Here is a 17,140-nt window from a genome sequence, read left to right on the forward strand (position 1 = left end):
GCAGTCCCTATATTCAAGTGCCGATACACTTGCATGGAGTCGGCAGAAATAATTTCCCCATTCAATTGGTGGGCAACTTTGATAGCTATATTGGTCTTACCCACAGCAGTAGGACCTAAGATTACCAGCAAAGGATCCATATTGCTCCTCCCTACGTTACCCGACGCCAGAAGCGGCGGTCCAGTTCGTCTCTGCTCAACCAAACCAATGTTGGGCGCCCGTGAGGACAATTATAGGGGTGTTGGCAATGACTGAGTTGAGTCAGCAGGAGATTGGCGTCTTCGACCGTTACGGATTGTCCGGCTCGGATCGCAGCATGGCACGCCAAGGTCACCTGCAGGCGCTGACGTTGTTGTTCCCAGGTTAACTGGTCTCGGGGATCTGATTCTTCATTTAAGAGTTCCTGTGTTAGAGTAATAGCTGCCTCCGACGACATTATCTGTGGTATACTGCGTAAAGCCAGGGTACGGGGGCCAAACCGCTCTAGAACAATACCCGTCTCTTGCCACAGCTCCTTTCTTTGTTTCCATAAGGCCAACTCTGTTTCCGTAACGTCGAAAGTGTAAGGTACGAGTAAATGTTGAAGTGAAATGGCGCTTTGGTTCCAAGTTTCCCCGATTTGCTCATAAAGAACACGCTCGTGGGCGGCATGCTGATCCAACAAATAGATGCCGTTCGGGCCTTCTAGCACCAGGTATGTTTGCAGAACTTGTCCAATAAACGTGAGCTGGGGCCATATAGGGTCGGATAATGACTGTCTCGATTGCACTGTAGATAATACCTGCGAAGGCAGTATTTTGGCGGACGGCTGCAGGTCTTCAGCTGTTACAGTAATATACGAAGGGTCGGGTTCTTTCAGTTGCTGTTCGAAGCATTTTGCTGAATTGTCAGCCTGTCCAGACATTTGGGTGCTTGGGGGAAAATCAAATGTTAACCGCGGTTGCAGAACCGTTTTTACTGCTCGGTGAACAAACTGCCATATTTCTCTTTCCTTGCTCAGGCGAACCTCCAGTTTAGCCGGATGAACATTTATGTCCACCAGTTCAGGCTCAACTTCCAGCTCCAGACAAAATACTGGATGGCAGTTTCGCACTAATTGTGGCTCGAATGCTGTTTCCACAGCTGAAAGAAGCAGAGGGCTTTTTACCCAGCGCCCGTTGATGATTATTATTTGGTGATTTCTACTTCGGCGGGCTAATTCCGGCGGAGCTACATATCCCGACAGGCTGCCCACGGGGGTTACTGTGTCAATCTCCAGCCACGGAATAAAAGTCCCTTTTCCTAGGATGAGCTCTACCACTTCCTTACGTTCTCCCGATCCAGAAGTAGTTATTAGTTCCCGTCCTTGGTTAAAAGCTCGAAAGGACACGTCCGGTCTCACCAAAGCCATCCTGGTTACCACTTCCGTAATATGTCTAAGCTCGGTACGTTTACTTTTTAAGAACTTGAATCGGGCTGGAGTATTGAAAAACAAGTTGCGTACTGATATCCAAGTACCAGCCACGGCCTGACATGGGCTGACTTCCAGTTGTGAACCGCCGTCGGTGATGACACGTACACCTGCTAGTGCGTCTTTGGTGGCAGTGATTAGCTCAAACTGAGAGACAGCGGCAATACTTGGTAAGGCCTCGCCTCGAAAGCCCAGGGTTCTGATAGCTAACAAGTCACTGGCGGAGCTAATTTTAGACGTGGCGTGGCGTTCAAGTGCCAGTACGGCATTATCGGCGCTCATGCCGATGCCGTCATCCCGCACTGCTATCAGTTTACAACCGGCGTCTTCCAATTCCAGCTCAATACGTCTGGCGTCGGCATCAAGAGAATTCTCTATTAGTTCTTTTACTACCGAGGCTGGCCGCTGGACCACTTCTCCAGCCGCTATTTGCTGAACTACCTGGTTTGAAAGCACTTCAATCTTACGCAAGTTGCTCCACCTCTTGTCGCAGTTGTTCCTGTAAAGCTGCCACGCGAAGCTGTAATTCAAGCGGTGGAATTTTAGTTAAATTGAGCTCGAGGAAGTCACGCAATAATCTTTTCCAGGCTGGGGCCAAAATTGTTTCAGGCTCAGTGGTTTCGTGTTGGAGGGTGAGGGAGGCTAAGATCCGGGCCGCCCTGCCCAAGACGGCTTCCGGCAAGCCGGCTAAGCGCGCTACTTGGATTCCATAACTGCGGTCACTGCCACCAGGAATGACTTTGTGCAAAAAGAGTAACTCCTGTTGTTGCTCTATCACGGCCATATTGTAGTTCTTAACACAGCCGAGCTCTTTGGCTAGGGTTGTAAGCTCGTGGTAGTGGGTGGAGAAGAGAGTCTTGCAGCCCACCTGCGTTGCCAGATGCTCGGCAATGGCCTGGGCCAAACTAAGACCGTCCAAAGTACTGGTACCGCGGCCCACCTCATCCAAAACAACCAGACTGTGCTCTGTAGCTTCACGGAGTATCACTTCGCATTCGCGCATTTCCACCATAAAGGTACTATCCCCTGCAGTCAAATCATCAGAGGCGCCTACACGGGTAAAAATCCGATCCACCACACCTATGTGCGCCTTGGAGGCCGGGACAAAACTACCTATTTGAGCTAAGAGGATGTTTAGAGCCACCTGCCGAATAAAAGTGGATTTTCCGGCCATGTTAGGTCCAGTTAGGAGGATAAAGCGATGGTTGTTACTGTCTAAATAGACATCGTTGGGCACAAACGGGCTATTAGGGCGCAGGCTCTCTACTACCGGATGGCGACTGCTCTCCAGCTGGATGATATTGCTTTCGTCTACTGTGGGCTGTACATAATTATTCCGACTTGCCACTTCGGCATACGCGGCGAGAACGTCCACACAGGCAATGGCGTTGGCAGTAGTTCGAATAGCAGCCGCCTCAGCAGCAACTCGGTGGCGTAATTGTTGAAAAGCCTCGTATTCCAGCTGGGTGAGGCGTTCCTGAGCGCCAAGAATTTCCCCTTCACGTTCTTTTAATTCCGGAGTAATAAAGCGTTCCGAGCCCACCAAGGTTTGCCGGCGAATATAATTCGGCGGAACGCTATCTAAATTGGCCTTAGTAACTTCTATGTAATAACCAAATACTCTGTTGTAACCTACCTTTAGCGACTTAATGCCGGTACGCTCTCGTTCACGGCCTTCCAGGTCTGCTACCCACTGGCGGCCTCCCTGGGTAAGTTCTCTTAAGCGATCGATCTTGGTATCATAACCGGGTCGTATTATGCCGCCCTCCCGGGCCGACACCGGCGGATCATCCACCAACGTTCGGTGCAGTATGGTAGCCAGACTAATCAGTGGATCCAAGTGGGAACACAGGCGCTGAGTGGCCGGCATATCTAAGACAAGTTGTTCAAGGTTGGGGAGCAAGTCACAGGCTGAACGCAAAGAGCCTAAGTCCTTTGGGGTAGCTGTACCATAGGCAACTTTGCCCAATAAGCGTTCCAGGTCCGGGACTTGGCGCAAAAGCTTTCTGGCTTGGGCCCGACGAGCATCTTTAGCCAATAGCTCGGCTACGGCCTCCAAGCGGCGGTTGATAGCTGAGACTGATCGTAAGGGCTGTTCCAGCCATTGGCGCAGTAACCGCCCGCCCATGGCGGTAACCGTAAGGTCCATGATTCCCAATAGGGATCCTTGCACCTTATTGTCATGCAAGCTGCGAGTCAGTTCTAGATTCCTGCGGGTAAAGGTGTCCATAAGCATATAGGAACTGACACTATAAGGAACAAGCTCCGTTACGTGGACAGGGATCGTCTGCTGCGTTTCCTCAAGATAAATCAAAGCGGCACCGGCGGCTGTAAGTCCGATACCGAGTTCTGTGCAAGTGAAGCGCTCACGATAATTGGTGCCCCAGAGGTCTCTCAGTGCTGCCTCAGTTTGGTCGGAATGCCACTTGTCAGGTGCTATTGTACCTAAGGGAAATGGGCAGACAGCGGCAATGCGGCCCCTTAAGGCCTGATTCTGTTCCAATTCCGGAGCTAGGAGTCCCTCTGCCGGTCGCAGGCGGACTAGCTCGTCCAGCAGCAGCTGGGTTTCTTCCGTCGGAATTTCAGTCACTCTAAGTTCACCTGTACCTGCATCTAACACGGCAAAGCCAAAAGCATGCTTGTCAGCAGCTAGAGCAACCAGGAAATTATTGCATTTTTCCTCTAGGGTGTCGCTATCTAGGAAGGTACCGGCAGTTATGGTGCGTACCACCCGTCTTTCCACCAGACCCTGGGCTAGTTTTGGATCCTCTACCTGCTCGCAGATGGCTACCTTATAGCCACTGGTGACTAAACGGGCAATGTAGCTATCGGCAGCATGGTATGGAATGCCGCACATGGGGGCCCGCTTACCGCCACCAGCGTCACGCCCTGTTAGAGTAAGACCCAGTACTTGGGCTGCTGTTTCAGCGTCATCAAAAAACATTTCGTAGAAATCACCTAAGCGGAAAAAGAGGATAGCGTCAGGATAATTGTGTTTTATGTCCCAGTATTGCTGCATCATGGGTGTTAAATGTGCCATTAGATCCCCTCCCCCTCTTTCCTCTATCTCACCTTGACCCGGTCCCGCCCACAGACTTCATGTTCCCGTGCAATGTCCACGTATAGGCGCGCTTAATAGTCACAGTCACGAGCTCACCCATCAACTGTTCTGATCCGCTAAAGTGAACCAACTTATTTGTGCGCGTGCGGCCGGACAGCATGTTGGGATTGTTTTTGCTCGGCCCTTCAACCAGTATTTCCATGTCTCGTCCCACCAGAGCCTGGTTCAGATTGCGGCTGATCTGGTTTTGAGTAGTATTAAGATAACTTAGCCGCTCCTTCTTCACCTTTTCGGGGACTTGACCGGTGAGGGTGGCGGCTTTAGTTCCCTCCCTTGGAGAAAAGATAAAGGTGTAGGCAGCGTCAAAATGCACTCTCTTCACCAGATCAATGGTGGCGGCTAAATCCTCGTCTGTTTCTCCTGGGAAGCCGACGATTAAGTCAGTGGTAATGCTCGCCTCCGGAATCAAATCCCGGATGCTCTCAACCAGACTGAAATAGTGTTCTCGGGTGTAGCCGCGGTTCATTAACGAGAGGATGCGGTTACTCCCCGACTGGATGGGCAAATGAAAATGCTCACACACAGTGCGGCTGTTCTTGACAGCCAGGATCATGTCCTTGGTAAAATCGCGGGGATGTGAGGTCATATAGCGGATTCGTTCTAATCCGGGGAGAACGTCAAGCATCTTCAACAGGCTGACAAAATCAGTTGGTCCTCCCAGGTCTCGACCGTAAGCGTTTACGTTTTGTCCCAGCAACATGATTTCTGTATAGCCTGCGTCCAAGGCTTTCTTAACCTCACAAATAATAGCCTCCGGCTCTCTGCTTCGTTCAGGACCACGAACGTAGGGCACAATACAATAAGAACAGAAGTTGTTACAGCCGTAGGTGATGTTCACATAAGCGCGCACGCCGTCAGCACGCGCCAGCGGAAGATTTTCTAGATCCCCGTCCTCGCCCACATGGATAGCACGCCGGTAACTGACAGAGAGATCACCTAGAAGCTCTGTGAGTTTCCCTAGCTGTTGAGTACCTAGAACAAAATCAACATGTGGACACAGTGTAAACACTTTCTCCTGATCTTTTTGGGCTAGACAACCGGTCAGGCCAATAATAAGATCAGGTTTATCGATCTTAAGAGCTTTTAGCTGGTTGATCTGACCGTAAATCTTGCGCTCCGCTGTCTCACGGACACAGCAGGTCTGAAAAACAATCACATCAGCTTCAGCTTCGTTGTCAGTGGGGGTGTAACCCGCTTGCTGCAACTGGCCGGCCAGAGTTTCGGCATCACGAAAGCTCATCTGGCAACCAGATACCTTAAGTAAGTATTTGCCCGCTGTCATATTTCCCATCCTTCCTCAATCTTTCCCTATTATAGCAAAAAGCCAGTCAGCGTACAAAGCCACGGTTGCTGGCTGGCCTAAAGTCATGTTAACTGACAACCCGGGCAAAACTCTTGGACGAACACACAATCTGAGTTGGATTCTTAACTACTTTTATGTTGGAAACAGTTAAATCTTCGGTTCCCTGCAAATGCAACTGCTCTGTTTTGAGAATGCGGATGTAATCAATTATTTCACGGGTAAAACGTTCGCCGGGGCAAATAAGAGGAATTCCAGGAGGGTATGCCATTACCATTTCAGCACTAATTTCCCCTTCTGCGTTCTCAATAGAGACAAGCCTGGTTTCACTGTGAAAGGCTTCTGCCGGTGATAAGACCAGTTCAGGAAGCTCTGGCAGATAAGCAGGATACTTTACTATGTTACATTGTCCCCGGTTCTTACTTACGGCTTTTAGTGTATCCACCAAAGTTCGTACAGTCTGCTCATTATCACCGATAGTGACTAGGAAGAGGGTATTATATAGGTCGGAAAGCTCGGCCTGAAGACGGTAGCGTATCCGCAGGTGCCTTTCTAATTCATGCCCAGACATGCCTAGTTTTCTTGTATTCACCAAGATCTTAATCGGATCCACGGCAATGCTGCCCTCATTATTCAATACCGTTTCGTCTAACAGAGTAATACCCGGTACGCTAGCTAACTCCAGGCGCACCCAGCGGGCCAGTTGCAAGGTGCGACCTATGGTTTCGTAGCCAGAAGTAGCTAACTGTTTACGAGCCATATCCAAGGAGGCTAGAAGCAAATAGGAAGGGCTAGTGGTTTGGGTCAGGTTGAGTACCGCTTTTACTCTGTTAGAATCAATGAGACCTTCGTTAACGAGGAGGAGAGAGCTTTGAGTGAGAGAGCCCCCTAACTTGTGGACACTGGTAGCTATCATGTCGGCACCTGCCTGGGCACCGCTTTGGGGCAGATCCGGGTGGAAGCCCAGATGAGCGCCATGGGCTTCGTCCACAATTACAGCTAAGCCGTGAGCATGGGCCAGGCGAACGATATCTTCTAAAGGTGAAGCAACTCCGTAGTAAGTGGGATTGATAATAAAGACAGCTTTGGCTCTTGGATGCTGCTGTATTGCGCAAGCTACCTTTTCTAAACTAACCCCCATGGCGATGCCAAAGTAGTCATCCACATCCGGTTCGATGTAAACTGGTCGTGCCCCACTGAGAATGATACCCCCGGTAGCTGACTTGTGGGCGTTACGGGGTAAGATAAGTTCGTCTCCCGGAGCGCATATGCTCATGATCATGGCTTGAATTCCGGATGTAGTGCCGTTAACTAGAAAGTGAGCGTGGTCAGCACCCCAAGCCGCTGCGGCCAACTCCTCTGCTTCTTTGATCACACCTAAGGGGTTGCAGATATTGTCCAGTCCCTCCACCGCAGTTAAGTCGATATTCATTACGTTTTGACCCACAAACTGAGTAAAGTCTGCTAAACCGCGCCCTTGTTTATGGCCGGGCACGTGGAACGGTATTGCACCGGCCTCTACATAATCTTTCAGGGCGCGGAATATTGGGGTCTCTTCTTGTGCAGGAATCACCAGTTTCACTCCTTTCACTCTTAGGAACACGTCTATTTAAGCATAGATGGGGCTGTAATGCAAGATAGTAAGGCCCCACTTAAGACAAAAAAATGCGCTCCTTTAGGTTTCACTTTTTGTTTACAAGGAGCTTGTTGTGGCCAAAAAACAAGACCTCCATCCCCTAAAGGATGAAGGTCAAAACTAGGGCTTGGGTTTCACGACCCTTGTTGTTGGTAAAAAAGCATCTTCTTAAGCTCTGCGTTATGTTTTCTTAGACTCGCCAGAGTTGACTCGTATTCATGCAATTGGGCTTGTTGAAGAACAAGTAGGTTCATGAGAATGCGCCGCCCCAAGCGCAGTTTCTCAATCCGGGCGTTAAGCTGACTAATCTTGTTATTAAGGCTCTGTTCACGCGCAGCTAAACTAATGTTGTTCTCCATTGGGTCACCGCCTGCAATATGGTAAGGCTAATCTACAATAATTTTATGCAGGCAATGAGAAAGCTATACGACAGATGGCTTTTACTGTAACAGAGTTATCATTATACCGGCTGCTACTGCTGAGCCAATAACACCGGCCACATTAGGCCCCATAGCATGCATAAGCAGGAAATTGCCTGGGTGTTCTTGTTGACCTACTACCTGAGATACACGGGCAGCCATGGGAACGGCCGATACACCAGCGGAACCGATAAGAGGATTGATTTTGCCACCGGAAAGCTTGTACATAAGCCGACCCAGGAGCACGCCGCCGGCTGTACCACCGGCAAAAGCAACTAAGCCTAGAGCAACCAGTAAAATGGTCTTGAGATTAAGGAAGTTTTCAGCACTCATGGTAGCACCAACCGAGGTTGCCAGAAAAATGGTAACAATGTTGATGAGCTCGTTTTGAGCCGTTTTGGACAATCTTTCGGTAACGCCGCTTTCGCGGAGCAGGTTACCCAGCATGAGCATGCCTAACAGAGGAGCAATGGCCGGTAACAGCAACGTTACCAGCAACGTGCAAATAATAGGGAACAGAATCTTTTCTGTTTGTGAAACCTCGCGTAGCTGCTCCATAACCACCTGACGTTCTTCTTTGGTTGTTAAGGCTCTCATAATAGGCGGCTGAATCAACGGTACTAAAGACATGTAGGAGTAGGCAGCTACAGCAACAGGTCCGACCAAGTTCGGAGCCAGCTTCATGGTTACATAAATGGCGGTTGGGCCGTCGGCCCCACCGATGATGCCGATAGATGCGGATTCACGAATAGTAAACCCCAATAAATCAGCACCGATCAAAGCAATATAGACACCAATTTGAGCTGCAGCTCCCAATAAAATGGTACTTGGGTTGGCTAGCAGCGGGCCAAAATCGGTCATGGCCCCCACACCCATAAAGATAAGAGGCGGGAAAATCTCATGTTCAACCCCAAAATACAAGTATTTTAGCAACCCGCCTTCATCCATAAGGCCGGTAAGGGGCAAATTGGCCAGAACACAGCCAAATCCAATCGGCATTAGAAGTAACGGTTCAAATTTCTTGAATATAGCTAGATAAAGCAGAACACAACCGACAATTAACATGACTACGTTACCCCAAGTCAACGCACTAAGGCCGGTGCTCTGAGCCAGGGCGGCCAGACTTTCAATTGTACTCATTTCTTCACTCCCCCGGTCCGATTCATGCCAAGTTCAGAAGCACATCACCTGTATTTACTGACTGACCTACACTGACAAATACCTCGCCCACTGTACCATCGCTGGGAGCAATAATTTCGTTTTCCATTTTCATGGCCTCTAAGGTTAGCAGGACGTCGCCTCTGCTAACAGCTTGCCCGGCAGCAACTTTTACCGATAGGATTGTACCTGGCATTGGAGCATTCACACTGCCGGCTCCAGCTGCAGGTTTAGGTGTAGGCGCAGGTTTGGGAGCAGGCTTCGCCGCCGGTGTTGGCGCCGCTGCCGCGGCCGGAGCCGGCTTGGGAGTAACCGCTGCCGGAGCTGCTACCTGGATTCCTTCGCTTGTATCTTCCACAACAACTTCATATTGCTCACCGTTTACCGTGACTACGAATTTTCTCATGTTAGAGCGACCTCCTTATAAGTGAACTGGAAGAAGTATTTTCAAGGCGCCCGGCAGCAGCCCAATTCTCTCCGGGAGCCAACCGGTAGATGGCACTGACCATAAGTTGACCCGGGCCCTGATCCAAATAAGCGGCCAGGGCAGCGGTTATGGCTGCTACAATTTCCGGGGCCACACCAGTTTCAGTAGGCTCTGCAGCCGAGGCAACGTCCATTAGGGCTTCAGGAGTCTGGTTCACCTCTTCACGTTTTCTAACCGAGAACCACTTCATTAGGTTGATTATTAACGCTAGGCCCCACAGAACCATAAACACCACAATCATGGAAAGTACGGTTAACGACACAGCACTGATTTTAACTTCCACCTCTTACACCTACCCTTTTACACGGGTATGTTACCGTGCTTTTTGGCCGGCCGGCTTTCGCGTTTGGAAGATAGAACTTCCAAGGCACAGGCTAAGCGTGGGCGTGTCTCGGCCGGATCAATAACGTCATCAACGTAACCGCGAGCAGCGGCAATGTACGGATTGGCAAAGCGTTCGCGGTAGTCAGCAATTTTTTCTTGCCGCATGCCTTCCGGATCGTCGGCTTCGGATATTTCTTTGCGGAAAATGATATTGGCTGCACCTTCCGGTCCCATAACGGCAATTTCTGCTCCCGGCCAGGCAAATACCTGATCAGCACCAAGATCCCGGCTGCACATGGCCAAATAGGCCCCGCCGTAAGACTTGCGAACAATAAGAGTGATCTTAGGAACTGTAGCCTCAGAATAAGCATACAGCATCTTGGCCCCATGACGAATGATGCCACCATACTCTTGGTTGGTCCCGGGAAGAAAACCAGGAACATCGACAAAATTAACAATAGGGATGTTGAAAGCATCACAGAACCGAATGAAGCGGGCGGCCTTGTCTGAGGCGTTGATATCTAGACAGCCGGCCAACACTCGGGGCTGGTTAGCAATAATACCGATACTGTAGCCGTTGAGTCGGGCAAAACCAGTAATAATATTGGTAGCATAATGCTCTTGTGCCTCGAAGAATAGGCTGTCATCCACTACCCGAGTAATAACGTCGCGCATATCGTAAGCTCTGTTAGATTCAAGCGGGACTACTTCACGTAAGGTCATGTCTACGCGCGTTACTGGATCTTGTGTTTCGGAGCGTGCCGCAACTTCCAGATTGTTATTGGGAAGGTAAGACAGTAATGTACGTACCTGCCGGAAACATTCGTCCTCGTCGGCGGCCATGTAATGGGCTACACCGCTAATGCGGTTGTGGGTAGCAGCTCCGCCCAGCTCTTCTGGGGACACTTCTTCTCCGGTTACGGCTTTGATAACCTGAGGACCAGTAATAAACATATTCGCTCCTTGAGCCATAAAAACAAAATCAGTCAGAGCAGGCGAGTATACAGCCCCACCGGCACAGGGACCCATAATAATTGAGATCTGGGGAATAACGCCGGAGGCAATAGTGTTCCGATAGAAGATCTGTCCGTAGCCGGAAAGTGAATCTACCCCTTCTTGGATACGGGCACCACCAGAGTCATTGATGCCGATCAGCGGGGCTCCTGTCTTGAGGGCCAAATCCATCACGTCGGTGATTTTCTTGGCGTGCATTTCGCCCAAAGATCCGCCCATGACGGTAAAATCCTGAGCGAAAATATAGACTAAGCGGCCGCCAACAGTTCCGTAACCAGTTACTACTCCTTCACCGGGAGTATCTACGTCAGTCATGCCGAACTCATTACAACGATGGTTAACATGCATATAAAGTTCCACAAAGCTGTTTTCATCCAAGAGTCTGTGTATGCGTTCCCTAGCAGTGTGTTTACCCATTTTGTGCTGCCTGGCAATGCGCTTCTCACCACCACCGGCCAATACTTTGGCCCGCCTGGCAGCGAGATCTGATAATAGATCCTTTGTCAAGACTGCCACCTCCTGATGCAAGCTGCTTATCTGCGCCTGTCGGCGCTGGAAATAACCACAGTGTCAAATTCACTCGTTTCGTTCACATATTTCCAGTAGTACACCCCCAGTCGCTTTGGGATGAATGAAAGCGATCTTTGCTCCGCCGGCACCGCGGCGTGGTTTCTCATCAATAAGCCGCACTCCGGCCGTTTTCAGTCGTTCCAACGCCGCGTCAATGTTATCTACTCGCAGCGCGATATGTTGAATTCCTTCGCCTCGCTTTTCAATAAAACGAGCAATAGGTCCGTCCGGAGCTGTTGATGCCAAGAGTTCGATTTCGCTATCCCCTAGTGGGAGAAAGGCAGTGATTACCTTTTGCTCTTCCACTTCTTCGGTTGCAGTGACCTTGATTCCGAGCACATCTTGGTAGAACTTTTTGGCTTTATCCAAATCAGAGACTGCTATCCCTACATGGTCGATTTTACTTATCATCTATGTTTCACTCCTTTCCAGTTAGAATACAACCTCTCTTCCAGAGTATAGGGATCCACTCTTTTTGCCGCCAAATGTTCCCAAGCTTGGCTGCCGTGTTCACTGGCCCAGCGGTCGGTAATATCCTTGCGAATACGTTCTGTCAGTCGCCTAAGTACGGCTTCTTTCTCTCGGGCTAACCTCCGTTGGGCCAGAAGATTATCTTTCTTTAGAAACACCATATGATCTTGAATTGCCGTAACCAAGGTGGAAACGCCTTCACCAGTGGTAGCCACAGTGGTCAGTACCGGCGGCTTCCAGTCGCCATGAGAGCCTAACTCCAGCATACTTTCTAGTTCAATTACCACCCGTCTGCTACCGGGCAGATCGGCTTTGTTGACGACAAACAGGTCACCGATCTCCATGATGCCAGCCTTGCTTACCTGCACGTCGTCCCCTAAGCCAGGCACCGAAATCACTACGACAGTATCGGCTACTTGTACTATATCCACTTCTGATTGGCCTACCCCCACAGTCTCGACTAGAATATAGGGAAAAGAGGCAGCGTCCAGAAGCTGAACGGCGGCGTAGACTGCCCGAGCTAGACCGCCTAGGCTGCCTCGAGTACCCATGCTGCGGATAAATACACCGGGGTCACCGGCCCAGCGTTGCATTCGGATCCGATCACCCAAAATTGCACCGCCAGTGAACGGGCTGGTGGGATCCACGGCCACAACAGCTACGCTGTGACCTCGAGTCCGTATTTCCTGAATCATCCGGTCGACCAAGCTGCTTTTGCCGGCTCCCGGAGGGCCGGTCAGGCCAATAATATGAGCCTGACCGGTTTGACGATACAAGTGTCCCAGAGTGAGGAACCCAGTTTGTTCCTGGTTTTCTAGGAAGCTAATGACTCGAGCCAAGGCCCGGCGATCGCCACTGAGGATACGTTCAGCCCAAGAAATCTTATCGTTAGCGTACGTCACCGCTGTACATGCTCCTTAATATACTCGATGGCTACAGAAGTGGAGGTGCCTGGGGTAAAGATTTCACTGACTCCGGCTTCTTTAAGAGTCGGGATATCTTCTTCCGGAATAATGCCGCCTCCGACAACTAGAATATCGTCGGCGTTCTTTTCTCTCAAAAGCCTCGTTACTTCCGGAAACAGATGGTTGTGTGCCCCGGATAAGCAAGAGAGCCCGACAGCATCCACATCTTCTTGGATGGCTGCTTCGACGATTTGTTCCGGGGTTTGCCGCAGTCCCGTATACACCACTTCCATGCCGGCATCGCGCATTGCTCGAGCCAAGACCTTGGCACCGCGGTCGTGCCCGTCAAGCCCTGGCTTGGCAATCAAAACCCTAATCGGGCGTTCCATAACCAGCTACACCTCCTAAAAGATCACTGAGGGTTCGTACTCGCCGAATACTTGGCGAAGCACGTCGCAGATTTCTCCCAGAGTCGCGTAAGTGCGCACGGCGGCAATGATTGCCGGCATAAGGTTAGCATCGGTTTGAGCCGCTTCACCCAATTGCTGCAGCGCTGCTTGCACACTCGCATTATCCCGCTGCTGCCGTAGTTCTTTCAGCTGAGTTCTTTGTTGTGCTTCCACTTCCGGTTTTACCTTAAGCAGCTCAGGGAGCTTTTCGTCTTCTACTTGGAACTTGTTAACACCCACCACAATCCGGTCCCCGGATTCTACCGACTTTTGGTAGGCGTAAGCGCTTTCCTGAATTTCCCGTTGGATAAAACCTTGTTCAATTGCAGCTACTGCTCCGCCGAGTTCATCAATCCTCTTAATATAATCCAAGGCCTCGTCTTCAATCCTGTTAGTCATTGATTCCACGTAGTAAGAACCGGCCAGGGGATCAACGGTGGAGGCGACACCGCTTTCGTGAGCGATAATCTGCTGCGTGCGGAGAGCAATGGTCACCGAATCTTCCGTGGGTAGCGATAAGGCCTCGTCCCGGGAGTTGGTATGGAGAGACTGAGTGCCGCCCAAGGCAGCAGCTAACGCCTGCAAAGTGACACGAACGATATTATTGTCGGGTTGTTGAGCAGTAAGAGCGCAGCCGGCAGTTTGAGTGTGGAAACGGAGCATCATTGAGCGCGGATTCTTGGCACCGAACCTTTCCTTCATGATTCGGGCCCAAAGACGCCGTGCCGCACGGAACTTGGCTACTTCTTCTAATAAGTCCATTTGCGCATTAAAGAAGAATGATAAGCGAGGAGCGAAATCATCCACGTCTAGTCCGGCCTCTACAGCAGCTTCCACATAAGCAATTCCGTCAGCCAAGGTAAAGGCGACTTCTTGAACGGCGGTGCAGCCCGCTTCGCGAATGTGATAACCGCTGATGGAAATGGTATTCCACCTGGGTACGTGGTCGGAACAATAGGCAAAAATATCCGTGATCAGGCGCATGCTGGGCTTCGGTGGAAAAATATAGGTGCCACGGGCTACGTATTCTTTCAGAATATCATTTTGAATGGTACCGGCTAGCTTGCTAGATGAAACACCTTGCTTCTCCGCTAAGACAATGTACATGGCTAACAAGACGGAAGCCGGCGCATTGATTGTCATGGAGGTACTAACCTTGTCCAAGGGGATATCAGCAAACAACGTTTCCATGTCAGCCAGGGAATCGATAGCCACGCCTACTTTACCAACTTCACCCCGAGCTAGGGAGTGATCGGAATCATAGCCTATTTGTGTCGGCAGATCGAAAGCTACACTAAGGCCTGTTTGACCTTGTTCCAAGAGATACTTGTAACGCTTGTTAGATTCTTCAGCGGTCCCGAAGCCGGCATACTGGCGCATGGTCCATAAACGCCCACGATACAAGGTGGGCTGATTGCCGCGGGTAAAAGGATACTGTCCCGGAAAGCTTAAGTCGTGTTCGTAATCAAGAGCGGGAATATCAAGCGGAGTATAAAGTCTTTCTACCGGTGTTCCGGACAAAGTTACAAACTCCTGCTTGCGTTCGGGAAAGCGGGCTGTGGTCTTGGCCACCGGTCCAGCCTCCCAAGCTTCCTTGGCAGCGCGAAGCTGTTTCAGGTCTGTGGTCATGTCTGGCTTCACCTTCCCTCCTGAACCAGGTTTTGGGCCGCCTCATAGCCAAATTCCAGAGCTTTCTGGTTAAGATCTTTGGTTTTTGGCGGCACCCGATCTAAGACCGCCGTTTCCAGTGATTCCTTACTAACAATGTCAGTGATGCCGTTAATTACTCCCAGTGCCACTATGTTAGCTACGATACTGCGGCCAACTTTCGTGGTGGCTATTTCTGTAATAGGAACAGAGTAGATCTTCCCGGAAAACTGAGGCGGTGTTTTGACGTAGCCGCTATCGAGAATAAGGACTCCGTTTGGACGTGTTTGAGCAGCATATTTATCACTGGCTTGTTGACTCATAGAGAGACAAAGATCCGCTTCTGCCACCTTGGGATAATCAATTTCTTCAGCAGCAATAATTACTTCTGCTTTACTGGCACCGCCTCTGGCTTCCGGACCATAAGACTGGCTCTGGACAGCGTTCATTCCGTCTAAAATGGCCGCTTCGGCCAGAATAATTCCAGCTGTAATTAGTCCTTGGCCTCCAAATCCACTTAAACGCAGCTCCAGCTTTTTCACTTTGCTACCCCCCTGGTTTTGGCAATGATCTCCGTATCGTACACTGCCGTATACTCAGGAGCCTCTTCGCGATGCAGTTCACCGATCAAGAATTTGCCGGACAATTGTTCGGCACTCATCTTAGCAGCCGCCTTCACATTCACAGCATGTTCTTGTTGCCATTTGAGCATATCCACTGCTGAAGGGAATTTATTCTTGCGTCCGTAGTACATGGGGCATTGGGTAATTACTTCTATGAAGGAAAAGCCCTCATGATTCAATCCGGCAGCAACCAAATCCACTAATTGTCTCGTATGGTAAGTGGTGCCTCTGGCCACGTATGTGCCCCCGGCCGCCTTCACCAACTGGCAGAGATCGAAGTTGCGGTCAATAGACCCGTAAGGTGCAGTGGTGGCATAACTGTGCGTAGGTGTGAGCGGAGAGAACTGTCCGCCAGTCATGCCGTAAATGCTGTTGTTAAACACTACTACAGTCAAGCCGATATTGCGACGAGCAGCATGGATCAAGTGGTTGCCACCAATGGCTGAACAGTCTCCATCACCGGTTATCACCACAACGTTCAATTTCGGGTTGGCCATCTTGATACCGGTGGCGTAAGCCAGGGCTCGTCCGTGGGTGGTATGCAGGGTGTCAAAATTCATATAACCGGGAGCTCGTGAGGAGCAGCCTATGCCAGAGACAATTACAGTCTTATCTTGGTCAAAACCCGTCTTGTCCAAAGCACGGATAATTGCTCCCATAATAATACCGTTACCACAACCTGGGCACCAAATGTGTGGTAGCTTATTGGTACGGCAATAACGATCCACTAATTCCTTAACAGACACTTCCGGTCACCTCCTGGGTGCGGACAATAATATCCTTGGGAGTAATAAGCTCGGCATCAATCCGGTTCAGACCAAATACTTTTGCACGCCCGGCTACTACTCTTTCTACCTCCAGAATCATCTGGCCCATATTCATTTCTGCCACAATAATTGACTTTGCTGTCTTAGCAACAGCATCGATAGCTTCGGTTGGAAATGGCCAAGCCGTAATTGGCCGTAGCAATCCTAGTTTTACCCCTTGGGCGCGAGCTTCTTTGACGGCTGCACGGGCCGAGCGCCCTACAGAACCTGCAGCTACAATCACTATATCAGCGTCTTCGGTTTGGAACAACTCGGCTCGGGCGATCTTTGGCTGACGCTGTTCGACTTTTGCCAGTAACCTCCGTATCAAGGTATTGCCGTCTGAGCCTTTTCCGGAAGGAAAACCGGTTTCATCATGGACTAACCCAGTTACATGGAAACGATAACCTTCACCGTAGGCCGGCATCGGTGGTACAAGATTAGGTCCGGGTTTGTAAGGCAGAAAATGCGCGGGATCTTCTGTGGGTTTGACCCGGTTAACTACTGTTACCTCCTCAGCCGCCGGTAGTTCTATGCGTTCTCGCATATGACCGACGACCTCATCCAACAAGACAATGACTGGTGTTCTAAGTTCTTCTGACAGATTAACCGCTTCCACGGTCAGGTCAAAGGCTTCCCGAACCGAAGCCGGCATCAAAGCTATAGCTGGATGGTCACCATGGGTACCCCAGCGAGCTTGCATTATGTCTGCTTGAGCCGGTGATGTAGGTAGTCCTGTACTGGGGCCGTAGCGTTGCAC

At 50.4% G+C, this 17,140-nt stretch carries 17 protein-coding genes; all 17 read right to left on the reverse strand.

Annotated features, from left to right (window positions below; all coding sequences use genetic code 11):
• The coding region (locus tag GX016_00210) for a tRNA (adenosine(37)-N6)-dimethylallyltransferase MiaA (protein HHT69984.1) at nucleotides 1-140 on the reverse strand (140 nt) is incomplete at its 3' end.
• A gap of 11 nt (nucleotides 141-151) precedes the next feature.
• Nucleotides 152-1,921 carry a DNA mismatch repair endonuclease MutL gene (gene mutL, locus GX016_00215; protein ID HHT69985.1) on the reverse strand — a complete coding sequence of 590 codons (1,770 nt, stop codon included), beginning with the start codon at nucleotides 1,919-1,921 and terminating at the stop codon, nucleotides 152-154.
• The gene (gene mutS / locus GX016_00220) at nucleotides 1,914-4,490 is read right to left on the reverse strand and encodes a DNA mismatch repair protein MutS (GenBank protein ID HHT69986.1); all 2,577 of its coding nucleotides are present in this window, start codon (nucleotides 4,488-4,490) and stop codon (nucleotides 1,914-1,916) included. Before mutS ends, mutL begins: the two co-directional genes overlap by 8 nt.
• A gap of 28 nt (nucleotides 4,491-4,518) precedes the next feature.
• Nucleotides 4,519-5,853: a tRNA (N6-isopentenyl adenosine(37)-C2)-methylthiotransferase MiaB gene (gene miaB / locus GX016_00225; protein ID HHT69987.1), complete on the reverse strand. Its 1,335-nt coding sequence runs from the start codon at nucleotides 5,851-5,853 to the stop codon at nucleotides 4,519-4,521.
• Between the two features lie 88 nt (nucleotides 5,854-5,941).
• A complete protein-coding gene (locus tag GX016_00230; protein HHT69988.1) occupies nucleotides 5,942-7,444 on the reverse strand; it encodes an aminotransferase class I/II-fold pyridoxal phosphate-dependent enzyme in 1,503 nt (500 codons plus the stop codon).
• A 197-nt stretch (nucleotides 7,445-7,641) separates the two neighbouring features.
• Nucleotides 7,642-7,866 carry a hypothetical protein gene (locus tag GX016_00235; GenBank protein HHT69989.1) on the reverse strand — a complete coding sequence of 75 codons (225 nt, stop codon included), beginning with the start codon at nucleotides 7,864-7,866 and terminating at the stop codon, nucleotides 7,642-7,644.
• Nucleotides 7,867-7,947: 81 nt separating this feature from the next.
• Entirely contained in the window at nucleotides 7,948-9,066 is a 1,119-nt protein-coding gene (locus GX016_00240; protein ID HHT69990.1) for a sodium ion-translocating decarboxylase subunit beta, read from the reverse strand.
• A 22-nt stretch (nucleotides 9,067-9,088) separates the two neighbouring features.
• The gene (locus GX016_00245) at nucleotides 9,089-9,490 is read right to left on the reverse strand and encodes a biotin/lipoyl-binding protein (GenBank protein ID HHT69991.1); all 402 of its coding nucleotides are present in this window, start codon (nucleotides 9,488-9,490) and stop codon (nucleotides 9,089-9,091) included.
• A gap of 1 nt (nucleotide 9,491) precedes the next feature.
• Complete coding sequence (locus GX016_00250) at nucleotides 9,492-9,854, reverse strand: OadG family protein (GenBank protein HHT69992.1); 363 nt, start codon at nucleotides 9,852-9,854, stop codon at nucleotides 9,492-9,494.
• Between the two features lie 17 nt (nucleotides 9,855-9,871).
• Nucleotides 9,872-11,416: a methylmalonyl-CoA carboxyltransferase gene (locus GX016_00255; protein HHT69993.1), complete on the reverse strand. Its 1,545-nt coding sequence runs from the start codon at nucleotides 11,414-11,416 to the stop codon at nucleotides 9,872-9,874.
• 69 nt (nucleotides 11,417-11,485) lie between these two features.
• The gene (gene mce, locus GX016_00260) at nucleotides 11,486-11,890 is read right to left on the reverse strand and encodes a methylmalonyl-CoA epimerase (GenBank protein ID HHT69994.1); all 405 of its coding nucleotides are present in this window, start codon (nucleotides 11,888-11,890) and stop codon (nucleotides 11,486-11,488) included.
• Complete coding sequence (gene meaB, locus GX016_00265; protein ID HHT69995.1) at nucleotides 11,887-12,831, reverse strand: methylmalonyl Co-A mutase-associated GTPase MeaB; 945 nt, start codon at nucleotides 12,829-12,831, stop codon at nucleotides 11,887-11,889. The genes mce and meaB overlap by 4 nt, the downstream gene beginning before the upstream one ends.
• Nucleotides 12,832-12,848: 17 nt before the next feature.
• Entirely contained in the window at nucleotides 12,849-13,244 is a 396-nt protein-coding gene (locus GX016_00270; protein ID HHT69996.1) for a cobalamin B12-binding domain-containing protein, read from the reverse strand.
• Nucleotides 13,245-13,259: 15 nt separating this feature from the next.
• The gene (locus GX016_00275; protein HHT69997.1) at nucleotides 13,260-14,933 is read right to left on the reverse strand and encodes a methylmalonyl-CoA mutase family protein; all 1,674 of its coding nucleotides are present in this window, start codon (nucleotides 14,931-14,933) and stop codon (nucleotides 13,260-13,262) included.
• A gap of 8 nt (nucleotides 14,934-14,941) precedes the next feature.
• On the reverse strand, nucleotides 14,942-15,493 hold the full coding sequence (locus tag GX016_00280; protein HHT69998.1) for a 2-oxoacid:ferredoxin oxidoreductase subunit gamma: 552 nt from the start codon (nucleotides 15,491-15,493) through the stop codon (nucleotides 14,942-14,944).
• Nucleotides 15,490-16,233, reverse strand: coding sequence for a 2-oxoglutarate ferredoxin oxidoreductase subunit beta (locus GX016_00285; protein HHT69999.1), 744 nt, complete (start codon nucleotides 16,231-16,233; stop codon nucleotides 15,490-15,492). Before GX016_00285 ends, GX016_00280 begins: the two co-directional genes overlap by 4 nt.
• A gap of 76 nt (nucleotides 16,234-16,309) precedes the next feature.
• Nucleotides 16,310-17,140 (reverse strand): 2-oxoacid:acceptor oxidoreductase subunit alpha (locus GX016_00290; protein ID HHT70000.1); only part of this gene is annotated, 831 nt, incomplete at its 5' end.

It is taken from the genome of Bacillota bacterium (genome assembly GCA_012837285.1).
In the GTDB taxonomy this organism is placed as follows: domain Bacteria; phylum Bacillota; class DTU030; order DUMP01; family DUMP01; genus DUNI01.

Coding starts and splice junctions, on each gene's coding strand:
- mutS (HHT69986.1), bottom strand. CDS start 4,490: ATGGCACATTTAACACCCATGATGCAGCAATACTGGGACATAAAACAC.
- miaB (HHT69987.1), bottom strand. CDS start 5,853: ATGACAGCGGGCAAATACTTACTTAAGGTATCTGGTTGCCAGATGAGC.
- GX016_00235 (HHT69989.1), bottom strand. CDS start 7,866: ATGGAGAACAACATTAGTTTAGCTGCGCGTGAACAGAGCCTTAATAAC.
- GX016_00240 (HHT69990.1), bottom strand. CDS start 9,066: ATGAGTACAATTGAAAGTCTGGCCGCCCTGGCTCAGAGCACCGGCCTT.
- GX016_00245 (HHT69991.1), bottom strand. CDS start 9,490: ATGAGAAAATTCGTAGTCACGGTAAACGGTGAGCAATATGAAGTTGTT.
- mce (HHT69994.1), bottom strand. CDS start 11,890: ATGATAAGTAAAATCGACCATGTAGGGATAGCAGTCTCTGATTTGGAT.
- GX016_00270 (HHT69996.1), bottom strand. CDS start 13,244: ATGGAACGCCCGATTAGGGTTTTGATTGCCAAGCCAGGGCTTGACGGG.
- GX016_00275 (HHT69997.1), bottom strand. CDS start 14,933: ATGACCACAGACCTGAAACAGCTTCGCGCTGCCAAGGAAGCTTGGGAG.
- GX016_00285 (HHT69999.1), bottom strand. CDS start 16,233: ATGGGAGCAATTATCCGTGCTTTGGACAAGACGGGTTTTGACCAAGAT.